20 protein-coding genes are annotated in these 23,320 nt (G+C 70.3%); 9 read left to right on the forward strand and 11 right to left on the reverse strand.

Translation table 11 applies throughout. The features are described from left to right. Window positions 1-106: 106 nt before the first annotated feature. The gene (locus BW996_RS18305) at window positions 107-2,374 is read right to left on the reverse strand and encodes a RelA/SpoT family protein (protein ID WP_076459042.1); all 2,268 of its coding nucleotides are present in this window, start codon (window positions 2,372-2,374) and stop codon (window positions 107-109) included. Window positions 2,375-2,424: 50 nt separating this feature from the next. Then, complete coding sequence (locus BW996_RS18310) at window positions 2,425-3,306, reverse strand: alpha/beta fold hydrolase (protein ID WP_037478593.1); 882 nt, start codon at window positions 3,304-3,306, stop codon at window positions 2,425-2,427. 101 nt (window positions 3,307-3,407) lie between these two features. Here BW996_RS18310 and BW996_RS18315 point away from each other — a divergent pair, with 101 nt between their 5' ends. Then, on the forward strand, window positions 3,408-4,178 hold the full coding sequence (locus BW996_RS18315) for a 3-hydroxybutyrate dehydrogenase (RefSeq protein WP_037478591.1): 771 nt from the start codon (window positions 3,408-3,410) through the stop codon (window positions 4,176-4,178). Between the two features lie 12 nt (window positions 4,179-4,190). Here BW996_RS18315 and BW996_RS18320 read toward each other — a convergent pair whose 3' ends face one another. Next, on the reverse strand, window positions 4,191-4,964 hold the full coding sequence (locus BW996_RS18320; RefSeq protein ID WP_076459043.1) for an SIMPL domain-containing protein: 774 nt from the start codon (window positions 4,962-4,964) through the stop codon (window positions 4,191-4,193). Between the two features lie 218 nt (window positions 4,965-5,182). Between BW996_RS18320 and ompR the strand changes: the two genes are divergently transcribed. Together ompR and BW996_RS18330 are read left to right on the forward strand one after the other, a co-directional pair. Next, entirely contained in the window at window positions 5,183-5,917 is a 735-nt protein-coding gene (gene ompR, locus BW996_RS18325; RefSeq protein WP_037478588.1) for an osmolarity response regulator transcription factor OmpR, read from the forward strand. Between the two features lie 235 nt (window positions 5,918-6,152). Then, the gene (locus tag BW996_RS18330) at window positions 6,153-7,469 is read left to right on the forward strand and encodes a sensor histidine kinase family protein (RefSeq protein WP_175619146.1); all 1,317 of its coding nucleotides are present in this window, start codon (window positions 6,153-6,155) and stop codon (window positions 7,467-7,469) included. Here the strand turns inward: BW996_RS18330 and BW996_RS18335 are convergent. Next, entirely contained in the window at window positions 7,441-9,801 is a 2,361-nt protein-coding gene (locus tag BW996_RS18335; protein WP_051631586.1) for a PAS domain-containing protein, read from the reverse strand. The two genes, BW996_RS18330 and BW996_RS18335, sit on opposite strands and share 29 nt — an antisense overlap. After that, window positions 9,798-10,799, reverse strand: coding sequence for an ABC transporter substrate-binding protein (locus BW996_RS18340; protein WP_051631585.1), 1,002 nt, complete (start codon window positions 10,797-10,799; stop codon window positions 9,798-9,800). The genes BW996_RS18335 and BW996_RS18340 overlap by 4 nt, the downstream gene beginning before the upstream one ends. Before the next feature lie 136 nt (window positions 10,800-10,935). On the opposite strand from BW996_RS18340, the gene BW996_RS18345 reads away from it, so the two are divergent. Then, window positions 10,936-12,942 carry a peptidase U32 family protein gene (locus tag BW996_RS18345; RefSeq protein ID WP_037478585.1) on the forward strand — a complete coding sequence of 669 codons (2,007 nt, stop codon included), beginning with the start codon at window positions 10,936-10,938 and terminating at the stop codon, window positions 12,940-12,942. A gap of 206 nt (window positions 12,943-13,148) precedes the next feature. Here BW996_RS18345 and BW996_RS18350 read toward each other — a convergent pair whose 3' ends face one another. The 3 genes from BW996_RS18350 to BW996_RS18360 are packed head-to-tail and all read right to left on the reverse strand — an operon-like array spanning window position 13,149 to window position 15,201. Continuing rightward, complete coding sequence (locus BW996_RS18350) at window positions 13,149-13,865, reverse strand: alpha/beta fold hydrolase (protein WP_037478582.1); 717 nt, start codon at window positions 13,863-13,865, stop codon at window positions 13,149-13,151. Continuing rightward, a complete protein-coding gene (gene rnhA, locus BW996_RS18355; RefSeq protein ID WP_051631584.1) occupies window positions 13,862-14,371 on the reverse strand; it encodes a ribonuclease HI in 510 nt (169 codons plus the stop codon). Before rnhA ends, BW996_RS18350 begins: the two co-directional genes overlap by 4 nt. Continuing rightward, complete coding sequence (locus tag BW996_RS18360) at window positions 14,368-15,201, reverse strand: class I SAM-dependent methyltransferase (RefSeq protein ID WP_037478580.1); 834 nt, start codon at window positions 15,199-15,201, stop codon at window positions 14,368-14,370. Before BW996_RS18360 ends, rnhA begins: the two co-directional genes overlap by 4 nt. A 25-nt stretch (window positions 15,202-15,226) precedes the next feature. Between BW996_RS18360 and gloB the strand changes: the two genes are divergently transcribed. After that, a complete protein-coding gene (gene gloB, locus BW996_RS18365) occupies window positions 15,227-16,018 on the forward strand; it encodes a hydroxyacylglutathione hydrolase (RefSeq protein WP_037478578.1) in 792 nt (263 codons plus the stop codon). Next, entirely contained in the window at window positions 16,015-17,652 is a 1,638-nt protein-coding gene (locus BW996_RS18370; RefSeq protein WP_037478576.1) for a transglycosylase SLT domain-containing protein, read from the forward strand. Before gloB ends, BW996_RS18370 begins: the two co-directional genes overlap by 4 nt. Before the next feature lie 19 nt (window positions 17,653-17,671). Here BW996_RS18370 and recR read toward each other — a convergent pair whose 3' ends face one another. From recR to dnaX, 3 genes are read right to left on the reverse strand one after another with little or no spacing between them, the layout of a single operon-like run. Then, window positions 17,672-18,277, reverse strand: a complete 606-nt coding sequence (recR, locus tag BW996_RS18375) for a recombination mediator RecR (RefSeq protein WP_037478573.1) — start codon at window positions 18,275-18,277, stop codon at window positions 17,672-17,674. Between the two features lie 25 nt (window positions 18,278-18,302). Beyond that, window positions 18,303-18,629 (reverse strand): YbaB/EbfC family nucleoid-associated protein, encoded by a 327-nt coding sequence (locus BW996_RS18380; RefSeq protein ID WP_037478571.1) that lies wholly within the window; start codon window positions 18,627-18,629, stop codon window positions 18,303-18,305. Window positions 18,630-18,668: 39 nt separating this feature from the next. Beyond that, entirely contained in the window at window positions 18,669-20,567 is a 1,899-nt protein-coding gene (gene dnaX, locus BW996_RS18385; protein ID WP_037478569.1) for a DNA polymerase III subunit gamma/tau, read from the reverse strand. Window positions 20,568-20,611: 44 nt separating this feature from the next. Here dnaX and BW996_RS18390 point away from each other — a divergent pair, with 44 nt between their 5' ends. Genes BW996_RS18390 through BW996_RS18400 form a run of 3 tightly spaced genes read left to right on the forward strand, consistent with a single transcriptional unit; the run spans window position 20,612 to window position 23,314 of the window. Further along, window positions 20,612-21,745, forward strand: coding sequence for an AIR synthase-related protein (locus tag BW996_RS18390; RefSeq protein ID WP_037478566.1), 1,134 nt, complete (start codon window positions 20,612-20,614; stop codon window positions 21,743-21,745). A 31-nt stretch (window positions 21,746-21,776) separates the two neighbouring features. Next, window positions 21,777-22,574, forward strand: coding sequence for a leucyl/phenylalanyl-tRNA--protein transferase (aat, locus tag BW996_RS18395; RefSeq protein ID WP_037478564.1), 798 nt, complete (start codon window positions 21,777-21,779; stop codon window positions 22,572-22,574). Continuing rightward, window positions 22,571-23,314 (forward strand): arginyltransferase, encoded by a 744-nt coding sequence (locus tag BW996_RS18400; protein ID WP_037478561.1) that lies wholly within the window; start codon window positions 22,571-22,573, stop codon window positions 23,312-23,314. Before aat ends, BW996_RS18400 begins: the two co-directional genes overlap by 4 nt. The last annotated feature ends 6 nt before the right edge of the window (window positions 23,315-23,320 follow it).

The raw sequence follows: 23,320 nt of genomic DNA on the forward strand, positions 1-23,320 counted from the left end.
ATTGGATTCGAACCAACGACCCCCACCATGTCAAGGTGGTGCTCTAACCAACTGAGCTATGTGCCTGTCGAGCCCTCGACTATAGCACGGTTCTAATTTGCGTCAATCATTTTCTTCGCGCACTGAGCACACCGCCGATCTGCGCGACCTGCGCCAGCACATGGGCCAGCGCCGCGGAGCTGCTGACCTCGATGGTGAAGGTCATCCAGGCCGTGCCGCGCATCGACTGGGTATGCACGCCGATGACATTGGTCTTCTCGCGTGCGAAGACCTCGGAGATGTCGCGCAGCAGCCCCTGACGGTCGTGCGCCATCACCGAGACATTGACCGGATAGACCGGCGCTCGGCCCATGACGGGCGGCGCCTCGCCCCACTGGACCTCGATGATGCGTTCGGGATGGCGCGCGGCGAGCTGACGGAAGTTGGCGCAGTCCGAGCGGTGCACCGCCACACCCTTGCCGCGGGTCACGAAGCCGCCGATCGTGTCGGGCGGCGCCGGGCGGCAGCAATGCGCCAGCTGGGTCAGCAGAGATTCCACCCCCACCACCAGCACCGCGCTCTTGCCCGACAGCGCGCCGGTGGCCGGGCGCGAGACCTGGACCTCCTCCTGCGGCGTCAGCGGCACTGGCGCAGGGGGCGGACGCAGCACGCTCTCGATGTTGCGCAGCGAATACTCGTCCTTGCCGACGAGCTCGAACAGCGCCTCGGCATTGCGGAAGCCCAGCTGCGCGGCCAGATCGTCGAGCCGGATCGCGGTGCGGCCCTCGCGCTGCAGCAGCCGGTCGACCGCCTCGCGGCCGCGCGCGATCGTGTCCTGCAGCGCGCGGGCGTTGAACCAGGCGCGCGCCTTGGCCCGCGAGCGCTGGCTCTTCAGATAGCCCTGCTGCGGGTTGAGCCAGTCCAGCGACGGACCGCCCTCCTTCGCGGCGATGACCTCGATGGTCTGGCCGCTTTGCAGCGGGGTGTTGAGCGGCACCATCTGGCCGTCGACGCGCGCGCCGCGACAGCGGTGGCCCAGGTCGGTGTGCAGGTTGTAGGCGAAGTCGACCGCGGTGGCGCCGGCTGGCAGCTCGATCAGGCGCGCGGCCGGCGTGAAGACATAGATGCGGTCCTCGAAGAAGCCCTGTGCCGGCATGTTGTGGCCGACGAAGTCGCGCTCCCAGGCCAGCAGCTGCTGCAGCACCGCCCGGCGCGCCTGCGCGACCCGGTCCTCGAAGTCGCCGGCGGCGCTGACCCCTGCATAGCCCTTGGTGCCCGCCTCCTTGTAGGCCCAGTGCGCGGCCACGCCACTCTCGGCGCGGTCGTGCATCTCGCGGGTGCGGATCTGGATCTCGATCGGGCGTGCGCCGTTCTCGGGCCCGTCGACCACGACGGTGTGCAGCGACTGGTAGCCGTTGGGCTTGGGCCGGGCGATGTAGTCGTCGAACTCGTCGGGCAGCGCGCGCCAGACCTCGTGCACCCGGCTCAGCGCCGCATAGCAGTCCGGCACCGAATCGACGATGACCCGCATCGCACGCACGTCGAAGACCCGCTCGAAGGGCAGCTTCTTGCCCTGCATCTTCTTCCAGATGGAATAGATGTGCTTGGGGCGGCCGTGCACCTCGGCGGCGATGCCGGCGCCGGCCAGCTCGGCCTCGAGCCGGCGGCGTGCCGCCTCGATGCCCTGCTCGCGCTCGATGCGCTTCTCGTCGAGCAGCCGGGCGATGCGCTTGTAGTCCTCGGGCTTGAGGAAGCGAAAGGCCAGGTCCTCCAGCTCCCACTTGATCTGCCAGATGCCCAGCCGGCTGGCCAGCGGCGCGAAGACCTGCTGCGCCTCGCGCGCCAGCGCCACCGGGCACGGCAGCTTGGTCGCGGCGTAGAAGCGCAGCGTCTGCAGCCGGGACGCCAGCCGCAGCAGCACCACGCGCAGGTCGCGCGAGAAGGCCAGCAGCATCTTGCGCACCCGCTCGATCTGCTCGGCCTGCAGCTCGCGGTCGGTCTCGTCGGTCCAGGCCGCACGCGCGTTGCGCTGGATGCGCACCAGCTGCCGGGTGTGCGCGACCAGGCTGGCGTAGGACGCGCCGAAGGCCTGCTCGACCACCACTTCCGGCTCGGCGAGAAAGTCCCCGGCGTAGACCAGGTAGACGGCCGCCTGCATCGACGGCGCCGCACCGATGCCGCGCAGGATCGCCGCCACGCCGTCGGCATGCTCGAGCGCGTTCTCGCCGGTGTCGAAGCGGCTGCTGGCCAGCAGCGGCTCGGCGAAGCGGCGCGCGCGATCGAGCCGCTCATGCTCCTCGGTGACGCTGTCGATGCTGGGCCCGGCGGTGGTGGAGTCCGCGAGCTGGACGATCGCGGCGGGCGCCTCGGTCGGATCGAGGCTGAAGGTCTTCATCAAGGCAAGGGAATCACGAAGAAAGGGAAAGGGAACACACCGGAGCGGCCTCAGCCGCCGAGCAGGAAGTCGCGCACGCAGTCGACCTGGTCGGGCTGCATCAGCATCGGTGCGTGGCCGACGCCGGCGAACTCGACGCAGCGCGCCTGGCGGCCGTGCTGCACCATCGCCTGCGCGGTCTGCGCCGACAGCAGATCGGATTCGGCGCCACGCAGCAGCAGCAGCGGATCCTCGATCGAGGCCCAGGCCTGCCACAGCAGCGCCTCGCCGATGCGGCCGATCTCGGGCGTCCAGCTGCGGAAGGGCACGGCGATGGCCGGGTCGTAGTGCAGCCGCCAGCCGCCCTCGGGCGCCGGATGCAGCATCGGCCGGCCGAGCTCGGCCCACTGCGCGGGCGTGTGCGGACCGAAGCTGGCCGAAATGGTCTGCAGATAGGCGACGCCCTGCTCGACCGACTCGAAGCGCAGCGGCTGACCCAGGTACTGGCCGATGCGCGCGATGGCGGTCGGCTCCAGCGCCGGGCCGACATCGTTGACCACCATGCGGCGGATCAGCGGCGGCTGGCCGGCCGCGCGCAGCCCGGCCAGGCCCATGCCGATCAGGCCGCCCATCGAGGTGCCGACCCAGTCCACCCGCTCGACGCCCAGCCGCGCGATCAGCGTGACCATGTCGACCACGTAGGTCGGGATCTGGTAGAGCGACGGATCAGCCAGCCAGTCGGAGCGCCCGCGCCCGACCACGTCCGGGCAGATCACCCGCCGGTCGGCCGCCAGCGCGCGCGCCAGCGTGTCGAAGTCGCGGCCCTGCCGCGCCAGGCCGTGCACGCAGACGACGACGTCCGGATTGGCGGGATCGCCCCATTCGGCATAGGCCATGCGGTGCAGGCCGCCGGCATGGGCACAGGTCACATGGTGCAGTCGAGGTTCTTGCATGGCATTGACGATGAGGCTGTCAGGCGAAGGAGGAACTTCGCATTCAATAATGCATGTTAACCAACCCGCTCACTCATCCCCCACCCTTAGGAGAAAGACAGATGCTCAAAGGCAAGACCGCGCTGGTCACCGGATCGACCAGCGGCATCGGCCTGGGCGTGGCCCTGTGCCTGGCACGTCAGGGCGCCAACGTGATTCTCAACGGCTTCGGCGATGCCGAGGGCCCGAAGGCCGAGGTCGCCGCGCTGGGCGTGAAGGCCGGCTACCACGGCGCCGACATGAGCCGGCCGGCCGAGATCGAGGCGATGATGGCCTACGCCGAGGCCGAGTTCGGCGGCGTCGACATCCTGGTCAACAACGCCGGCATCCAGCATGTCGCGCCGGTCGAGGACTTTCCCGTCGATCGCTGGGATGCGGTCATCGCGATCAACCTCAGCTCGACCTTCCACACGACGCGGCTGGCGCTGCCGTCGATGAAGGCGAAGAACTGGGGCCGCATCATCAACATCGCCTCGGTGCACGGCCTGGTGGCCTCGACGCAGAAGGCCGCCTATGTCGCGGCCAAGCACGGCGTCATCGGCCTGACCAAGGTGACCGCGCTGGAGAACGCTACCACCGGCGTGACCTGCAACGCGATCTGTCCGGGCTGGGTGCTGACGCCGCTGGTGCAGAAGCAGGTCGACGCGCGCGCCGCCCGGGACGGCGTCGACAACGACGAGGCGGTGCGCCGGCTGCTGGGCGAGAAGCAGCCCTCGCTGCAGTTCACCACGCCCGAGCAGCTCGGCGAGCTGGCGGTCTTCCTGTGCTCTTCCGCGGCCAGCAATGTGCGCGGCGTGGCCTGGAACGTCGACGGCGGCTGGACCGCGCAGTAAGCGCGCAGCCGCTCAGCGCGTCATCGTGACGGTGCCCTGCACCGTCACCCCGAGCGTGGCCTGGCCGCCTTCGGTCGGCAGCGGCGCCGCCGCCTCGGCCGCAGCCATCGCCGGGGACATGCGCGCCATCACCATCGGCGGGCGCATGCCGCCGTCGACCTCGGCATCCTGCACCGTGACCTCGCGCACCGTGTAGCCGCTGTAGCCGAAATGGCGCGACATCTCGGCCGCCCGCTCGCGAAAGCGCCGGATCGCCTGCTCGGTCAGCGCTGATTCATGGCGCTCGCGGGCCTCCCGCGACAGGCTGTAGCCGGTCGAGACGATCGTCATGCCCGGCAGCCGCCCGGACAGCGCGGCGATGCGTGCGGCATCACGCCCTTCCAGCGTCAGCCCGGCATTGCCGCTCCAGCCGGAGATGCGGCCGTCACGGCCATGGCGCGGCTGGATCGAGAAGCCGCTGGTGCGCACCGTCATCTGCTGGCCGTCAGTCGCGCGGCGCGCCTCGTTCAGGGCGGTGTCGAGCACCTGCTTGAGCGCGGTCTGAACCTGGGCGGCATCGCTGCCCTCCCGGGTGACCTGCAGCATGACGGCGAGCTGGTCGCGCGCCACCTCGGTCTGCGCGCTGGCCGACAGGCTCAGCTGATGCGCCGGCGTGCCCACCAGCGGCGGCGTCTGTGCCTGGACGGCCGTGACCGCGCCCAGCAGCAGCGCGGGCAGCAGGACCCGCAGCGACGACGAGCGCGACAGGCGCGACACGGACGACGAAGCACGAAGAACAGAGGACATGCAGCTTTCCGTTCGATGAAGACGGTGAAGCCCTGTCAACGGCACAAACCACCGAGCCGCCGACAGACATCGTGAATAATTCAACGGCAACCCCCTGGAAAGCCGCATTCACAGCCGCACTACACCAGAGCGCAATAGATGTAACAGGGGGTCAGACTGGATGAAAAAGCCGGTCCGACCTGCGCAGAATCGCCACTGTTACAAATCCGGAGCCCCTGATGAACACCGCCAACGCCCAGCGCACCGACCGGATCGTCGTCGTCGACGATGACGCGCGCATCCGTGACCTGCTGCGCCGCTATCTGACCCAGGAAGGCTTCGAGGTGCTGCTGGCCGAGGATGCCAAGGCCCTCAACCGCATCCTGACCCGCGAGACCATCGACCTGATCGTGCTCGACCTGATGCTGCCCGGCGAGGACGGCCTGTCGATCTGCCGCCGCCTGCGCGCGGCCAACGACCTGACCCCGATCATCATGCTGACCGCCAAGGTCGAGGATGTGGACCGCATCGTTGGCCTGGAGGTCGGCGCCGACGACTACCTGCCCAAGCCCTTCAACCCGCGCGAGCTTCTGGCGCGCATCCACGCCGTGCTGCGCCGTCGGCCGGTCATGGAGGCCCCCGGTGCGCCCTCGCGCGAGGCCCAGACCGTCGTCTTCGGCCCCTTCGAGTTCGATCTGGCGCTGCGCCGCCTGACCCGCGACGGCGAGGTGATCTCGCTGACCACTGGCGAGTTCTCGATGCTCAAGGCCCTGGTGCGCCATCCGCGCCAGCCGCTGAGCCGCGACAAGCTCGCCCAGCTGGCACGCGGTCGCGAGTTCGAGCCCTTCGATCGCAGCCTCGACGTGCAGGTCTCGCGCCTGCGCAAGATGATCGAGCCCGACCCTTCGCAGCCGCGCTACATCCAGACGGTCTGGGGCGTCGGCTATGTCTTCGTGCCGGACGGCGCGGCATGAATTCACAATCCTGATACATTTCGTTTCATAAATCATGATCAACATCATGAGGAGATGAGATGCATCAGGGGAGTTCATCGAGCCGCAGCCTCGGGCCGTGGTGACCGACAGACGCTGCCGACCTGATTCCATGGCCTCCACCACCCCACCGTCCACCTATCCCGTGCCCGAGCGCGAACCCCTGCCTCGGGTCCTGCTGCGGGGCTTGGGCATGCTGGTCCGGCGCTACATGCCGATGAGCCTGTTCTGGCGCACCTTCCTGCTGCTGTCGCTGATGCTGGGCGCCGGCATCCTGGGCTGGGTCTACACGCTGCGCTTTCTCGAGCTCGAGCCGCGGGGCGTGCAGGCGGCGCAGCAGATCGCCAGCCTGGTGAACCTGTCGCGCTCGGCGCTGCGCTACACCGATCAGGTCAACCGGGTCGCGCTGGTCAAGAACATCGCCGAGCAGGAGGCGGTCAAGCTGCAGCCGCGCGAGCCCAACGACCGCTGGCAGCCCTTCGAGGTCGATCGCTTCACCCGGGCCATCGGCTCGGAGCTGCGCAGCCAGCTCGGACCGCAGACCATCGTGGCCAGCAGCGTCAACGGCCAGCCCGGGCTGTGGGTCGGCTTCCTGATCGAGACCGACAACTACTGGCTGCAGGCCGACCGCAACCGGGTGCAGCCGGCGGTCACTGGCAAGACCACCTTCGTGGTGATGAGCCTGACCTTCCTGCTGACGCTGGGAGGCTCGGCACTGATCGCCGGGCTGATCAACCGGCCGCTGCGCCAGCTCAGCTTCGCCGCCAGCCGCATCCGCGACGGCGAATATGCCGAGCGGCTCGACGAGGACACCACCACCCGCGAGATCCGCGAGGTCAACCGCGGCTTCAACCGCATGGCGCGCGAGCTGGCCAAGATCGAGGACGACCGCGCGGTGATGCTTGCCGGCATCAGCCATGACCTGCGCACGCCGCTGGCGCGCATCCGCCTCGAGACCGAGATGAGCGTCTACGACGAGGAGGCCAAGCGCAACATGGCCGCCGACATCGACCAGCTCGACGCGATCATCGACAAGTTCATGGACTACGCGCGTCCGACCGAGGTCAAGCTCGCGCCGATCGTGCTGGCGGTGCTGCTCGACACGGTGATCCGGCGCGTCAACGGCGAGCACCTGAAGGTGGTGGCCCGGGTGACGACCGATGTGCGGGTCATGGCCGACGAGACCGACCTGGACCGCGTCTTCGCCAACCTGTTCGAGAACGCACGTCGCTATGCGCAGGGCGAGGACGGGGTGGCGCGGGTCTCGGTCACCTTCGCGCGTGCCGGCGAATGGGTGCTGGTGAGCGTGCGCGACGAGGGCCCTGGCGTCAGCCCGGAGCAGCTCGCCCGGCTGACCACGCCCTTCTACCGTGGCGACAAGGCCCGCACCCACACCCACTCGACCGGTGCCGGCCTGGGCCTGGCCATCGTCGACAAGACGGTGACGCGCATGGGCGGCCAGCTCGAGCTGGGCAACGCGCCCGGCGGCGGCTTCGTCGCCTACGTCAAGCTGCGCCGGGCTCCTGCGGCCTGAAGACGGCTGCCGGCAGCGTCAGCACGAAGGTCGCGCCCTCGCCGGGCCGACTCTCGGCGCGCACCGTGCCGCCCATGCGCTGCATCGCCTTGCGCACCAGCGCCAGGCCGATACCGGTGCCGGGATAGTCTTCCATCCGGTGCAGGCGCTGGAAGATCTCGAAGATGCGGTCGTGATAGGCCATGTCGAAGCCCACGCCGTTGTCCGACAGCCGCAGCTCGATCGCGTCCGAGGCCTCGGGGCCGAGCCGGCGAACGGCGATATGCACCCGCGGCGGCTGGCTGGCGGCGCTGAACTTGATCGCGTTGGCCAGCAGGTTGCGCAGGGCCAGCATCAGGCCCTCCCGGTCGACCCGCACGCCCAGCGGCGCGTCCGGCACCTCGAGCTCCAGCACCACGCCGCCGCGCTCGAGGTCGGTGCGCGCGTCTTCGATCACCTGGCCCAGCACCGACGCCAGCTCCACGTCCTGCACCGAGATCGCGCGGCGCTCCATGCGCGCGTAGGCAAGCAGATCGTCGATCAGCTGGCTCATGCGCAGCGTGCCTTCCTGGATGCGCTCGGCGAACAGCCGCCCCTCCGCGCCGAGCTGCTGCGCATGCTCCTCGAGCAGCAGCCGGCCATAGCCCTCGATGCCGCGCAGCGGCGCCTTCAGGTCATGCGAGACGGTGTAGACGAAGCTCTCGAGCGACTGGTTCAGCTCGGTCAGCTCGCGAGTGCGCGCCTCGACCCGATGCTCCAGCTCGATGTTGATCCGGCGCAGCGTGGCCTCGGCCTGGCGGGTCTCGGTGACATCGAGCGTAGTGCCGACAAAGCGCTGGATGCGCCCTTCAGCACCCAGCTCGGGATAAATGGTCACGCTGAACCAGCGCGTCGGGCCGAGATCCGGATGGCGGCGGAAGAACTCGACGTTGCGCTCTGGCGTCACGCCCTGGGCGAAGCTCTGCAGCATCATTCGCACCGCCGGTCGATCGGCCTCGTGGACGCGGGCGACGAAGTCCTCGAAGCTCGGCACGCCGGCAGACGGGTCGGCGTTGAACAGCGCATACATCTGCGCCGACCACCAGCCCCGGCCGTTGCCGACGTCATAGGTCCAGCTGCCCAGCCGAGCGTGGGCTTCGGCCTCGTGCAGCCGGCGCACCTGGATGGCCAGCTCGGCACGGGCCGCATGCAGCTCGCTCACGTCGAGCAGCACGCCGTGGATGTCGACCACCTGCCCGACCGCATCCCGCGCCAGCCAGGTGCGATCCTCGACCCACATCCAGCGACCGTCGCCGTGGCGGATGCGGTATTCCTGCCGGTACTCGTCCGGCCCCTGCGCCAGATGCCGTGCCACCTCGCCGGCAATGCGAGTCAGGTCCTCCGGATGCATCAGGTCGGCGTAGCGGATGCGGCCCGACAGCAGGTCCTGGCGCCGATAGCCCCAGAGCGCGATGCTGTCGCTGACGTAGCGTGCCGGCCAGCCCTCGGCGTTGCGCCAGGTCATCACCACCACCGGCGAATGCGAGATGCGGTCGGCCAGCTGCTGCAGCTCGGTCTGGCGCTGCTGCAGGTCGGAGGCCATCAGGTCGACCGCCTGACCGATCAGGGCCAGCTCGTCGGCACCTCGCAGTCCGGCCCGGGCTGACAGGTCGCCGCGGCCGAGCTGCACCGCGGTGTGCCGCAGCTGGTCCGCCCGCCGGAACCACAGCAGATGCAGCAGCAGGCCGAACAGGCTGACGCTCAGCAGCGTCAGCAGCAGCTGCTGCAGCAGGTCGGAGCGGGCCTGGGCCTGCCGCACGGCCAGCGCATGGCTGATGTCGACGCGCACCAGCAGCAGACGCGCCGGCTCGACGCCGACCGCGCCGAGCAGCAGGCGCGCCTGCCCCGGCCCGTGGGTGGTGCGCAGCCGCAGCTCGGACGCCCCCCCCTGCTGCAGCGCCATCAGGGCATCGCGCTCGGCCGGAGGCAGCGCGATCAGCACCGTCGAGAGGCGCCGCCCGATCTCGGCACGCGAGAGCGCGGCAGCGATGCGCCCATCCTCCTCGAGCAGCCAGGCCTGCATCAGCCCCTCGTGCAGCGCCAGGCCGGCCACCAGGCGGCGTGCCTGCCCCATGTCGCCCTGACCGGTCGCCTGGGTCAGCCGGCCCTGCTCGAGGGCCAGACGCTCACGCAGTCGCTGCTGCTCGGTCTGCAGCACGCTGGCATCGAGCTCGCTGACACGCAGGCGATGGCCCAGCAGGCTGACCGCCAGCGCAAAGAGCAGCATCAGCACCGGCAGCAGCAGCCGGGCCGGCCAGCGCAGCAGCCAGCGGCCGCGTCCCAGGGATTCGACGGACTTCTTCTCGCCGTTCATGGCTGATCCTTCGTGGCCGCACCGGTCTGCCACAGGCGCAGCGCCCGGTCGTCGATCAGCGTCTTCCAGTCGACCGGCCGGCTCAGCAGCTGCAGGCGCTGCAGCGTGCGCTCCATCAGCCGGCCATGCGCGGCCAGCAGGCTGTGGCCGCGCTCGTCCTGCCGCAGCTCGCGCAGGCTGGTGTCCAGCGGCAGCAGCTTCAGCCCCTTCAGCGTCTGCAGATAGTCCTTCTCCGACAAGTCGGTGCCGACGGCCAGCAGCGCGGCCGCGGCTGCAGGATCATGCTCGAGCGCCTGGCGTCCGCGCTCCCAGGCCTGCAGCAGCGGCAGCAGCCGCTGCGGCGCGATGCCGCGGCGCACCACCAGCACGTCGATGATCTCGCCCGGCATCTGCCGGCTGTCGAAGATGCGGCGCATGCCGGCCTGCTCGATCTGGCTGGCCATCGGCTCGAAGGTGATGACCGCGTCGATGCGGCCCGCGCGCATCATGTCCGCATGCTGGGCGGCCTCGACATGCAGCGTGCTCACCTCGCTCGGGCGCAGCGATCCCTCCTGGAGCAGCTGTTCCAGCACCACCGCCCCCAGCGCGGTCTTCTCCAGGCCGATGATGCGCCCGCGCAGGTCGCTGGCGTGCAGCACATCCGGGCGGGCCAGCACCGCGTCCGCGCCTTCCGACTGATTGATCATCGCGATGATCACCACCGGCAGGCCGCCGTCGGCCAGGCGCAGCGCCTCGTCGAGCGTCAGCGCCGCGCCATCGAGCAGGCCGTTGCGCAGCGCGCGCAGGCTGTCGGTGTTGGAGAACATGTCGATGATGCGCAGCACCTGGCCATCGACACCGCCCTGGTCACGGGCCAGCACCAGCGGGTCGTAGCCAACCCAGGCATTGATGCCGATGCGCAGCGGCGCCTGCGGCATCTCGACGCATCCCCCCAGCAGCACCGCGGCCAGCGGCACGGCAGGGACTCGGAACAGGAAACTGCGTCGGTTCAGGGGCATGGCGATGAGGGCTGAAATTCATCTTAGCAGCGCCGAATCGACGTTCTTGTCCGGGCAGGCCCGCAGCTGCGGGCTTCTCCGTAGAATCCGGGCCCTTCTTTCCGTCATCCGTGATCAGTCACCGCGAGCCGCCGCCATGCCCCTGCGTCCCGACATCGAACTGCTTTCCCCCGCGCGCGACGCCGACATCGGCATCGAGGCGATCAATCACGGTGCGGACGCGGTCTACATCGGCGGCCCGGCCTTCGGCGCGCGGGCCTCGGCCGGCAACTCGGTGGCCGACATCGAGCGGCTGGTCCGACATGCGCACCGCTACGGCAGCCGCATCTTCGTCACCCTCAACACCATCCTGCGCGACGACGAGCTGGAGCCGGCACGGCAGATGATCCGGCAGGTGCATGAAGCAGGAGCGGACGCGCTGATCGTGCAGGACATGGGCCTGCTGGAGCTGGATCTGCCGCCGATCGACCTGCACGCCTCGACGCAGACCGACATCCGCACGCCCGAGAAGGCGCGCTTCCTGCAGGACGCGGGCTTCTCGCAGATCGTGCTGGCGCGTGAACTCACACTGGCGCAGATCCGCGCCGTCGCCGCGCAGGTGGACCGCTCGACGCTGGAATTCTTCGTGCACGGCGCGCTGTGCGTTGCCTATTCCGGCCAGTGCTACGTCAGCCACGCCCAGACCGGCCGCAGCGCCAACCGCGGCGACTGCTCGCAGGCCTGCCGCCTGCCCTACACCGTGACCGACACGCAGGGCCGCATCGTCGCGCACGACAAGCATGTGCTGTCGATGAAGGACAACAACCAGAGCGCCAACCTCGAGGCGCTGGTCGACGCCGGCATCCGCAGCTTCAAGATCGAGGGCCGCTACAAGGACATGGGCTACGTGAAGAACATCACCGCCCATTACCGCCAGCTGCTCGACAGCCTGTTCGAGCGCCGCCCGGAGCTGCACGCGGCGTCGGCCGGCCGCGCCCGCTTCACCTTCACGCCCGACCCGGACCGCAACTTCAACCGCGGCAGCACCGACTACTTCGTCAACGGCCGCCAGGACGACATCGGCGCCTTCGACACCCCGAAGCACGCCGGCCTGCCGCTGGGCTGGGTGGTGCGCGTGGGCGCGGACCATCTGGACGTGCAGCTCGACGCCGGGGTCGATCCGCTCAACAACAACGACGCCCTGACCTACTACACGCTGCAGAAGGAGCTGACCGGCCTGCCGATCGACACGGCCCAGCTGCTCGACGCGAAGCAGCGCCTCTGGCGCGTGGTCCCGAAGGAGCCGCTGGCGACCTACCCCGACCTGCGCCGCGACACCCCGCTCAGCCGCAACCGCGACATGAACTGGGTGCGGCTGCTGGAGAAGAAGTCGGCCGAGCGGCGCATCGGCGTGACGATGCGCCTGGACGACACGCCCGACGGCCTGGCGCTGACGGTGAGCGACGAGACCGGCGTGACGGTCTGCGCCGAGGTCGCGCTGGCGAAGAAGGAGCCCGCGCGCGACGCCGCCCGGGGCGAGGCGGCGCTGCGCGAGCACCTGGGCCGGCTGGGCGCAACGATCTTCCACGCCGAGCCCTCCGACATCGTGCTGGCGACGCGCCGGCCGTGGTTCGTGCCGCCGGGCGTGCTCAACGCGCTGCGCCGCGACGCGTTCGAGCAGCTCGACGCCGCGCGCCTGGAGGCCCATGTGCGCCAGCCGCGCTGGCCCGAGGTCACGCCGCCCGTGCCCTATCCCGACGACACGCTCAGCTATCTGGCCAACGTCTACAACGCGAAGGCACGCGACTTCTACGCCCGCCATGGCGTCAAGGTCATCGAGTCGGCCTACGAGAGCCACGAGGCGCTGGGCGACGCCAGCCTGATGATCACCAAGCACTGCGTGCGCTTCTCGCTCAGCCTGTGCCCGAAGCAGGCCAAGGGCGTCACCGGCGTGCAGGGCACGATCCGCGCCGAGCCGCTGACGATCCAGAACGGCGACGAGGTGCTGCAGCTGCGCTTCGACTGCAAGCCCTGCGAGATGCACGTCGTCGGGCGGATGAAGAAGAACGTGCTGAACCGCGCCGCGCGCGAGGAAAAGGCCAGCCTGGCGACCGGCGTGCCGATGCAGTTCTACCGGACGCGGCCGGCGGCTGCAGGGCGCTGAGATGAAGCGCCTCGTCATCCCTGCGTGAGGCGCTCCGTCATCCCCGTGCAGGCGGGGACCCACGCCGGGAACGGCGGGTTGATGTGGGTCGTGGGCCCTCGCCTTCGCGAGGGTGACGGGTCTTCGCGAGGGTGACGGGTCTTGGTGTGGGTGATGGATCAGGCGAGTGATGGATCAGGCGGGTGCGGCGCTTCGCCCCGCGCGGCTCAGCGTGCGCAGTCCAGCAGCAGCGCCACCAGCGCCTCGGGCGCGCTGATCATCGGGTCGTGACCGGTGGCCAGCTCGACCACCTGCCAGCCGGGCTCGCGGCGCACCCGCTCGCGCATCACCGCGATCGTCGGCAGGGCCGGTGCGGTGCAGTCGATGAAGGTGCGCGGCAGCGCGGCGATGCGTGCGGCGTCGAAGTCCAGCCGGTCCTGGTAGACGCCTGCGGGCTGCGGCGTCTGGCGGCGGTTGACCCAGTCGCGGTCGGCGCCGTCCAGGCCGAAGACGGCCGCATCCGGCGGCGGCATCGCGCCATCGGGTCGCTGCGCGGCGGCCTGCAGGCGCGCCCGGACCGTGTCGGGCGCGTGCTGGCTGGACCAGGATTCGCCTGGATGCGGCGTCACCGCGTCGACGTAGACCAGATGGCGCGGCTTCAGCCCGCGCGCCAGCAGCGCGTCCGCCACGCCGGTCATCACCAGGCCGCCGTAGCTGTGGCCGACCAGCACCAGATCGTCCAGCTCCTCGGCCTCGATCAGGCCGAGCACGTCGGCGATGTGGTCGCGCAGGCGCAGGTCGGGGCGAAGCAGATGCGCCCGTTCGCCCACGCCGGTGAGCGTGACCGCATGGGCCGAGTGGCCCGCGTCGCGCAGCCCCGGCAGCACCCGCCGCCAGCACCAGGCGCCGTGCCAGGCCCCGTGGATCAGCACCAGCGCGCTCATCGCGATGCTCCGGTGCCGGTGCCGGTGCGGGCCATTTCCACGCCCCGGTTCGCCAGTTCATCCGCCCGCTCGTTGCCCGGATCACCCGCATGGCCCTTGACCCAGCGCCACTCGATCTTGTGCAGCTGCGACAGCGCGTCCATGCGCTGCCAGAGTTCGACGTTCTTCACTGGCTGCTTGGCGGCCGTCTTCCAGCCGCGCGCCTTCCAGCCGTGAATCCAGGTGGTGATGCCGTTCTTGACGTACTCGCTGTCGGTGTAGAGCACCACGTCGCAGGTCCGCTTCAAGCTCGCCAGCGCCTCGATCACCGCCGTCATCTCCATGCGGTTGTTCGTCGTGCCCAGCTCGCCTCCGCACAGCTCCTTCTCGTGGCCGTCGCTGCGCAGCCAGGCGCCCCAGCCGCCCGGGCCGGGATTGCCCTTGCAGGCGCCGTCCGTGTAGATCGTGACCTGGGGCCGGCGGATCGGCGTCCGCGCCGGGGGCGCGCTGTCTTTGCTGTCGTTCATCGGTCCTCGCAACGCGGCACGGGGCGGCCGCGGGTGACGACGGCCGGGGCGGCCGCCCGGCGTCGTCGGTTGATCTTCCACTGCGGCCCGCCGAGCAGGCGCACTGCCCTCACCCGCTTGACCGCCACCATCAGGTGCACCGAGCCCAGCACCGGCCACCAGCGCTCGCCCGCCACATCGCACCAGGCGCTGCGCTCGAGCCAGCGCTGCGTGCTGAACGGTGGCCGGTAGCAGCCGAAGCGCCCCGACTCCACCTCCAGCCCCAACAGCCGCAGCCAGTCGCGCAGCCGGCGCCAGCCGATGAGCTCGCCGGTGCCATGCGCGGGCAGTCCGGTGCGGCCGCGCCAGCCCGGCACGCCGAGCCGCTCCAGGCCATGCGCGGCGCCCCACAGGCTGAGCGGATTGAAGCCGACGATGACCACCCGGCCTTCGGGCATCAGCACCCGCTCGACCTCGCGCAGCGTCTGGTGCGCGTCGCCGCTCATCTCCAGCGTATGCGGCAGCACCACCAGGTCCAGGCTGCCGGACGGGAACGGCAGCGTCTCGAAAGCGCTGAGCACGCTCACCGCCAGCGCACCGCCGCCCTCGGGCGGGCTGCCGCCTGCGCCCAGACCGCCCGGCGGCAGCAGCGCCAGGTCCGTCCCGGCCTCCAGCGTGCCGTCGTTGAGCAGCCAGCGGTGGCTGATGCGGCTGGCCCGCAGCGCCTGCACCATCGGCCACCCTAGCTGCACCGCGTGATAGCCGAAGATGTCCGCCACCACATGGTCGAGCTGGCGCTGCTCCCAGGCCAGCAGATAGCGTCCGGCTGGAGATTCCAGCCAGGGGGCCATCTCTATAATCAAAGAATCCTGTGCCATGAATCTGATCGCGCTGCCCGCCTTTGCCGACAACTACATCTGGATGCTCCACGACGGCCGGCAGGCCCTGGTGGTGGATCCGGGGGATGCCACGCCGGTGCTCGAGACGCTCGAGCGGCTGGGGCTGCATCTGAGCGGCATTCTAGTGACTCACCATCATGGCGATCATGTCGGCGGTCTGCAGGCCCTGGCCGGCTCGGTGCACGGGCGCGCAGCGCGCATCCTGGGCCCCGCCGACGAGCCGATGCCGGTGCCGGTCGAGCCGGTGCATGACGGCGATCGGCACGAGATCGGCCCCTGGACCCTCGCCGTGATCGAGGTGCCTGGCCATACCCGCGGTCATCGAGCCTTCGTGATTCGCCCGATCTGCGAAAATCATGGCATGAGTCCTGTGCTGTTCTGTGGCGACACCCTCTTCTCGGCCGGCTGTGGCCGGCTGTTCGAGGGCACGGCGGCGCAGATGCACCGCTCGCTTGCGCGGCTTTCGGCGCTGCCGGACGACACGCAGGTATGCTGTGCGCACGAATACACGCTGGCCAACCTGCGCTTCGCACGCGCGGTCGAGCCGGACAATCTGGCCGTGGTCCGCCACGAGACGCAGTGCAAGAGCCTGCGCGAACGCGGTCTCCCGACGCTGCCGAGCACGCTCGGCCTCGAGCGGGAGATCAATCCCTTCCTGCGCTGCGAGCAGCCCGGGGTGATCGAGCGTGCCGCCGTGCAAGGTGCGGCCACGCTGGATCCGGTCTCGGTCTTCGCTGCGATCCGACAGTGGAAAGACACCTACCGATGAACCGCTCTCCCCGCCGTGCCACCTTTGCCCTGTCGGCGCTGATGATGGCGCTTGCTGGCTGCGCCACCGTGGACGACGGCGTGCAGCCGCCGCCCCAGATCACCACCGTCGGCTCGCGCGATCTGCCGGCCTCGACCCGTGGCGCGGAAGGCCCTTTGGCTCCGCTGCCCGCGCAGGTCGCGGCCGTGCCGGCCGCTGCACCGGTGCTCGAGGATCCTCGCGATGCTGCCGGCATGCCGGTCGATCCGCTGTCGCCGGACGGCCAGGGCGTGGTCGACGCCGAGAAGGCGCGCAAGGACCTCTGGGTGCGCGTTCGCACCGGCTTCGGCATGCCGGATCTGGACAACGAACTGGTCCGCCAGCACGAGCGCTGGTATGCCAGCCGCCCGGACTATGTGCAGCGCATGACCGACCGCGGCTCGCGCTACCTCTATCACATCGTCGAGGAAGTCCAGCGCCGTGGCATGCCCACCGAGCTGGCGCTGCTGCCCTTCATCGAGAGCGCCTTCAATCCGCAGGCCCTGTCCACGGCCCGCGCCTCGGGCATGTGGCAGTTCATGCCGCTGACCGGCAAGGACTACGACCTCAAGCAGAACCTCTTCCGCGACGACCGCCGCGACGTGCTGGCCTCGACCCGCGCCGCGCTCGACTACCTGGGCCGGCTCAACAAGATGTTCAACGGCGACTGGCAGCTGGCGCTGGCCGCCTACAACTGGGGCGAAGGCAACGTCAAGCGCGCCATCGCCCGCAACGAGCGCGCCGGCCTGCCCACCGACTACGAGAGCCTGTCGATGCCGGCGGAGACGCGCCACTACGTGCCGAAGTTCCAGGCTGTCAAGAACATCGTGCTGGCGCCGCAGAGCTTCGGTCTGGCGCTGCCCAAGCTCGAGAATCACCCCTACTTCCTGAGCGTGCCGATCCGGCGCGACATCGACGTGGCGGTGGCGGCACGGCTGGCCGGGATGCCGCTCGAGGAGTTCAAGGCGCTCAATCCGCAGATGAACAAGCCGGTGATCCTGGCCGCCGGTACGCCGCAGATCCTGCTGCCCTACAACAGCGCCGACACTTTCGTGAAGCGCCTGGCCTCGCACCAGGGACCGCTGGCGAGCTGGACGGCCTGGGTCGCACCGAAGACGATGAAGACTGCCCAGGCTGCCGAGCTGGTCGGCATGGGCGAGGCGGAGCTGCGCGAGATCAACCGCATCCCGCCGAAGATGCTGGTCAAGGCCGGCTCCACGCTGCTGGTGCAGCGCGCCGAGACCCGTGCGGCCGATGTGCCCGAGCATGTCGCCGACAATGCCCACATGGCGCTGGCGCCGGATGTGCCGCCGCTGCGCAAGGTCGCCATCCAGGCTCGCAAGGGCGATACCGTGGCCGCGCTGGCCAAGCGCTACCGGGTGAGCGCGAACCAGATCGCCGCCTGGAACCGCATCGACGACGGCACCCGCTTCCGCAAGGCGCAGGCGCTGGTCATCTGGGTGCCGACCGGCAGCAAGATCGCGCCGGTGGCCGAGGGCCGCGCGCTGGCCAAGGCCAAGGCGGGCAAGTCGGTGCGCATGGCGGCGGCCAGCCCGAACCGGGGCGGCGCCGCCAAGGGCATGAAGATCCGCCCGACCCGTCTGGCGCGCAAGTAAGGCGCGGCCCCGGAGCGGCTCAGCGCCGCTCCGAGAACGCGTGCGCGATGGTGCCGAGATCGACGTACTCGAGCTCGCTGCCGATCGGCACGCCGCGGGCCAGGCGCGTCACGCGCACGCCCTCCAGCGGGCGCAGCGCTTCGGCCACCGCGTGGGCGGTGACCTCACCCTCGGCGGTGAAGTTGGTCGCGACGATCACCTCGCGCACCTCGCCCTCGCGCACCCGCGCCAGCAGCTCCGGCATGCCGATGTCCTGCACGCCCACGCCGTCGAGCGGGCTGAGCCGCCCCATCAGCACAAAATAGAGCCCGCGGTAGGTGCCGGTGCGCTCGACCGCCGCCTGGTCGGCCGGCGTCTCGACCACGCACAGCAGCCGCGGGTCACGCGCCGGATCGAGGCAGGTCGCGCAGACCGGCTGCTCGGTGAAGGTGTGACAGCGCTCGCAGTGGCGAATGCCGTGCACCGCGTGATCGAGCGCCTGCGACAGCCGCAGCGCGCCGTCGCGGTCATGCTGCAGCAGGTGATAGGCCATGCGCTGCGCCGACTTGACGCCCACGCCGGGCAATCGGCGCAGCGCCTCGACCAGCGCGAGCATCGCGTCGGGCGGTGCGGCGGAGCCTGTCATCGCGAAGCGCGCCGGTCGCTCGGGCTCAGAACGGCAGCTTCATGCCCGGGGGCAGCGGCATGCCGGCTGTCAGCTTGCCCATCTTTTCCTGGCTGAGTTCCTCGGCGCGGCGCACCGCGTCGTTGAAGGCTGCAGCCACCAGGTCCTCGAGCATGTCCTTGTCGTCGGCCAGCAGGCTCGGGTCGATGGTGACGCGCTTGACATCGTGCTTGCAGGTCATGACGACCTTGACCAGGCCGGCGCCGGACTGGCCCTCGACCTCGATCAGCGCGAGTTCCTCCTGGGCCTTCTTCAGGTTGTCCTGCATGGCCTGGGCCTGCTTCATCAGGCCGGCGATCTGTCCTTTGAACATGGATGTTCCTTTCTTGGAGGGAGCGAGAAAAAAGTCGGGTCAGTTGGGCCGGATCGAGCCGGGAACGATGCGTGCGCCGGGATAGCGCGCAAGCAGCTCCTGCACCATGGGGTCGTCGGTGATCGCGCCTTCGGCCTCGTGCTGGGCGCGCTCGCGGCGCTGGGTCTCGCGCCGCGAGGGGCTGTCGGTGACCGCGCCGGGCGTGATCTCCAGCGTGACCGGCTGACCGACCAGCTCGGTGATCGCCGCCTGCAGCCGGTCGCGGTGGCCGCTCTGGCGCAGCGATTCGCGCTCGACGCGCAGCACGCAGCGCAGGCTGCCCGCGCCGGGCTCGATGGCGATGCACTGCGCCTGCCAGGCCAGCTCGCGCACCAGGCCGTTGACCAGGGCACGCTCGCTCAGGCGCTGGAACAGGTCGCACCAGCGCGTCACCAGCGGATCGTCGAGCACCTCGTCCATCTGCACCGGACGCGGGCGCAGCGGCGCCGGCGTGGCCACCGGTACGGCCACCGGGCGCACGGGTTCATCCTGCGGCAGCCCTGCAGCCGGTGCGTTCTCGTCGGCGGGTGGAATCTCGTCCCAGCCGGGCGGCTCGTCTTCCCACGGCGGCACCGCGGCGCGAGCGGCCGGAGCCGGCGCGGCGGGCGGCATGGCCTGCGGCTCGACCGGCATGCGGGCGCGTGCCTCCAGCGGCCGGCGCAGCTCGCGCGAGACGCGCGGCACGTCCTGCACTGGCACCACGGGTTCAGGTGCAGGCGCTGCGACAGGCACGGCAACAGGCACGGCGGGCGCTGGCGTCACCTCGGCCGCCGGCAGCTCGACCCGGCGCGGCGCGGCGCCCTGCGGTCGGAAGGCCAGCAGGCGCAGCAGCACCATCATCAGGCCGCCGTATTCGTCCGGCGCCAGCGCAAGCTCGGCGCGGCCGTGCAGCGCGATGCTGTAGAGCAGCTGCGTCTCGTCCGGGTCGAGCAGCGGTGCCAGCGCGCGCACGGTGGCGGTCTCGGGGTCGGTCGGGTCGAGCGCGGCCGGCACCGCCTGCGCCAGCGCCATCTGCTGCGCCAGCGCGGCCAGATCCTCCAGCGTGCCGGCGGCCGACAGGCCCAGGCCGCGCAGCTCGTCGACCGCACGCACCAGGCCGGCGCCGTCAGCGGCGCCCAGCGCCTGCACGATGCGCACCACATGGCTGCGGTCGACCGAGCCCAGCATCTGCCGCACCGCCGCCTCCTGCAGCGCGCCGCCGCCGAAGGCGATGGCCTGGTCGGTCAGCGACAGCGCGTCGCGCATCGAGCCGCGCGCGGCCCGCGAGAGCTGGCGCAGCGCGCCGGCCTCGGCCTCGATGCCTTCGGCGTGCAGCACGGTGCCGAGGTGGCGCTGCACCGTCTCGGGCGCCATCGGGCGCAGGTTGAACTGCAGGCAGCGGCTCAGCACCGTGACCGGCACCTTCTGCGGGTCGGTGGTGGCCAGCACGAACTTCAGGTACTCGGGCGGCTCCTCGAGCGTCTTCAGCATCGCGTTGAAGGCGGTCGTCGAGAGCATGTGCACCTCGTCGATCATGTAGACCTTGAAGCGTCCGGCCACCGGCTTGTAGACCGCCTGGTCGAGCAGCTGGCTGATCTCGTCGACGCCCCGGTTGGAGGCGGCGTCGAGCTCGACATAGTCGACATGGCGACCGGCGTCGATGTCGCGGCAGGCGTCGCAGACGCCGCAGGGCTCGGCGGTGATGCCGCCCTGCCCGTCCGGGCCGGTGCAGTTCAGGCTCTTGGCGAGGATGCGCGAGACGGTCGTCTTGCCGACGCCGCGGGTGCCGGTGAACAGGTAGGCATGGTGCAGGCGCTGGCGGGTCAGCGCATTGCCCAGGGCCTGCACGACATGCTCCTGCCCCACCATCTCGGTGAAGCGGCGCGGCCGGTACTTGCGGGCAAGGACGATATAGGACATGGGGGCGGATTGTAGGCGGCCCGGCTGACCGATAATCCCGCCCCATGAATCAAAACGCCGCTCCCTCCCACGACCCGAACGGCACGCTCAGCTACGAGCAGGCCGGCGTCAACTACGACCTGATCGACCCGCTGAAGGTCACCGCGCAGCGCGCCGCTGCCGCCACCGCCGGCCATCTGGCGGCGCACGGCTTCACCGAAGTCGCGGCCTCGCGCGGCGAGTCGGCCTATGTGGTCGATGTCGGTCCCTTTTATCTGGCCTCGATCGTCGAGTGCCTGGGCACCAAGACCCTGGTCGCCGACGAAATGGCCCGGCTCACCGGCCGCAGCTTCTACGATGGCATCGCGCAGGACACCATCGCGATGGCGATCAACGACCTGATCACCGTCGGCGCCACGCCGCTGGTGGTGCAGGCCTACTGGGCCGCCGGCGGCTCGGACTGGTTCGGCGACAACCAGCGCGCCCAGGCCCTGGTGGCCGGCTGGAAGCGCGCCTGCGAGGTCTGCAGCGTCGCCTGGGGCGGCGGCGAGACCCCGGCGCTGGCCGGCATCGTCGAGGAGGGGCGCATCGACCTGGCCGCGTCCTGCACCGGCCTGATCAACCCGAAGGAGCGCCTGTCGGTCGGCGACCAGCTCGGCGCCGGCGACGCGATCATCCTGCTGGAGTCGAGCGGCATCCACGCCAACGGCCTGTCGCTGGCGCGCAAGCTGGTCGAGCGCCTGCCCCAGGGCTACCTCACCGAGATCGCCCCGGGCCTCACCTACGGCGAGGCGCTGCTGGCGCCGACCGTGCTGTACTCGCCCGTCACCGAGGCCCTCTGGAAGGCCGGCGTGGCGCCGCGCTACTGCGCCAACATCACCGGCCACGGCTGGCGCAAGCTGCTGCGCCACCCCAGCGAGCTGACCTACCGCATCCACACCGTGCCGCCGGTCACGCCGGTGCTGAAGTTCATCCAGGAGCAGGCCAAGCAGGACGACCGCGAGGCCTACTCGACGCTGAACATGGGTGCCGGCTTCGCGATCTTCGTCAAGGCCGAGGACGCCGAGCGCACCGTCGAGATCGCGCGCGCCCAGGGCATCGCCGCCTGGCACGCCGGCACCGTCGAGGCCGGCCCGAAGCGCCTGCTGATCGAGCCGCTGGGCATCGAGTTCGGCAACGACGACCTGCAGCTGCGCTGATCAGCCGCCGGATGCGCCGACACGCCGCACGATGATCGACTGGCTGCCCGACGACGACGACGGTAGCCTGCCGTTCCCGCCGCTGGAGCGCGCGCTCGGCGCGGGCAGCGAGGCGCCGGGCCTGCTGTGCGCGGGCGGGCGCCTGACGATCGCGCGGCTGCGCCAGGCCTACCGGCGCGGCATCTTCCCGTGGTACAGCCGCGGCGAGCCGGTGCTGTGGTGGTGCACCACGCCGCGCATGGTGCTGAAGACGGACGACTTCCGGCTGCATCGTTCGCTGAAGAAGACGCTGCGGCGCTTCATCGCCACGCCCGGCTGCGAGATCCGCATCGACTCGGCCTTCGACCGGGTGATCGCGCACTGCGCGGGCACGCCCCGGGACGGTCAGGTCGGCACCTGGATCGTGCCGGAGCTGATGCGCGCCTACCGCCAGTGGCATGCCGCCGGCGAGGTGCACTCCTTCGAGACCTGGATCGACGGCGAGCTGGTCGGCGGACTCTACGGCGTCTGCCAGGGGCGCATGTTCTACGGCGAGTCGATGTTCGCGCGCCGCACCGACGCGTCGAAGATCGCGCTGGCCGCGCTGGTGGCCTTCTGCCGGCAGGCGGGCATCGACTGGATCGACTGCCAGCAGCAGACCCGCCATCTGGCCACGATGGGAGCCGTGCCGGTCGCGCGCGATGACTTTCTCCGGCATCTGGATCAGGTGGTGGAGCTGCCATCACCCGGTCAGTGGACCTATCATCGCGAACTGTGGCGGCAGCTGCCGCTCGAGGCCGGCCCCGAGGCCGATCCACCGATGAACCGTCTGCCCGACCCCGCCGCGTGACGCACCCTCAGGATCTTCCCCTCGCCGAACTGCAGTTCTACGCCACCGCGCCGTATGCCTGCAGCTATCTGGCTGACCGCATGGCGCGGTCGCAGGTGGCGACACCGTCGCACCTGATCAACGCCGACACCTACTCCGGCCTGGTGGCCGCGGGTTTCCGCCGCAGCGGCCTGTTCACCTACCGGCCGCACTGCGACGGCTGCCGTGCCTGCCTGCCGCTGCGCATCCCGGTGAACGATTTTCGCGCCAGCCGCAGCCAGCGCCGTGCCTGGCGCGACCATGCCGACCTGCAGGTGGCGGTCACCCGGCTGCGCTTCGTGCCGGAGCATTACGCGCTCTACCTGAAATACCAGACCGCGCGCCACAGTGGCGGCGGCATGGACCAGGATTCGGTCGACCAGTACACCCAGTTCCTGCTGCAGAGCCGGGTCAACTCGCGGCTGGTGGAGTTCCGCGCGCCGCCCCAGGCCGATGGCCGGCCGGGCGCGCTGAAGATGGTCTCCATCCTGGATGTGCTCAACGACGGCCTGTCCGCCGTCTACACCTTCTACGATCCGGACGACGCAGGCGCCAGCTACGGCACCTTCAACGTCATGTGGCAGATCGAGCAGGCGCGCGGCCTGAATCTGCCCCATGTCTATCTCGGCTACTGGATCGAGAGCAGCGCCAAGATGGCCTACAAGGAGCGCTTCCGGCCGCATGAGCTGCTCAGCGCCGGACACTGGATCCGGCGCGGCTGAGGCGGG

Source organism: Sphaerotilus natans (assembly GCF_900156335.1).
Lineage (GTDB): Bacteria > Pseudomonadota > Gammaproteobacteria > Burkholderiales > Burkholderiaceae_C > Sphaerotilus > Sphaerotilus natans.

Excerpts from the sequence above, each read along its gene's own strand:
- BW996_RS18305 (WP_076459042.1), bottom strand. The coding sequence starts at position 2,374 with ATGAAGACCTTCAGCCTCGATCCGACCGAGGCGCCCGCCGCGATCGTC.
- BW996_RS18310 (WP_037478593.1), bottom strand. The coding sequence starts at position 3,306 with ATGCAAGAACCTCGACTGCACCATGTGACCTGTGCCCATGCCGGCGGC.
- BW996_RS18315 (WP_037478591.1), top strand. The coding sequence starts at position 3,408 with ATGCTCAAAGGCAAGACCGCGCTGGTCACCGGATCGACCAGCGGCATC.
- BW996_RS18320 (WP_076459043.1), bottom strand. The coding sequence starts at position 4,964 with ATGTCCTCTGTTCTTCGTGCTTCGTCGTCCGTGTCGCGCCTGTCGCGC.
- ompR (WP_037478588.1), top strand. The coding sequence starts at position 5,183 with ATGAACACCGCCAACGCCCAGCGCACCGACCGGATCGTCGTCGTCGAC.
- BW996_RS18330 (WP_175619146.1), top strand. The coding sequence starts at position 6,153 with ATGAGCCTGTTCTGGCGCACCTTCCTGCTGCTGTCGCTGATGCTGGGC.
- BW996_RS18335 (WP_051631586.1), bottom strand. The coding sequence starts at position 9,801 with ATGAACGGCGAGAAGAAGTCCGTCGAATCCCTGGGACGCGGCCGCTGG.
- BW996_RS18340 (WP_051631585.1), bottom strand. The coding sequence starts at position 10,799 with ATGCCCCTGAACCGACGCAGTTTCCTGTTCCGAGTCCCTGCCGTGCCG.
- BW996_RS18345 (WP_037478585.1), top strand. The coding sequence starts at position 10,936 with ATGCCCCTGCGTCCCGACATCGAACTGCTTTCCCCCGCGCGCGACGCC.
- BW996_RS18350 (WP_037478582.1), bottom strand. The coding sequence starts at position 13,865 with ATGAGCGCGCTGGTGCTGATCCACGGGGCCTGGCACGGCGCCTGGTGC.
- rnhA (WP_051631584.1), bottom strand. The coding sequence starts at position 14,371 with ATGAACGACAGCAAAGACAGCGCGCCCCCGGCGCGGACGCCGATCCGC.
- BW996_RS18360 (WP_037478580.1), bottom strand. The coding sequence starts at position 15,201 with ATGGCCCCCTGGCTGGAATCTCCAGCCGGACGCTATCTGCTGGCCTGG.
- gloB (WP_037478578.1), top strand. The coding sequence starts at position 15,227 with ATGAATCTGATCGCGCTGCCCGCCTTTGCCGACAACTACATCTGGATG.
- BW996_RS18370 (WP_037478576.1), top strand. The coding sequence starts at position 16,015 with ATGAACCGCTCTCCCCGCCGTGCCACCTTTGCCCTGTCGGCGCTGATG.
- recR (WP_037478573.1), bottom strand. The coding sequence starts at position 18,277 with ATGACAGGCTCCGCCGCACCGCCCGACGCGATGCTCGCGCTGGTCGAG.
- BW996_RS18380 (WP_037478571.1), bottom strand. The coding sequence starts at position 18,629 with ATGTTCAAAGGACAGATCGCCGGCCTGATGAAGCAGGCCCAGGCCATG.
- dnaX (WP_037478569.1), bottom strand. The coding sequence starts at position 20,567 with ATGTCCTATATCGTCCTTGCCCGCAAGTACCGGCCGCGCCGCTTCACC.
- BW996_RS18390 (WP_037478566.1), top strand. The coding sequence starts at position 20,612 with ATGAATCAAAACGCCGCTCCCTCCCACGACCCGAACGGCACGCTCAGC.
- aat (WP_037478564.1), top strand. The coding sequence starts at position 21,777 with ATGATCGACTGGCTGCCCGACGACGACGACGGTAGCCTGCCGTTCCCG.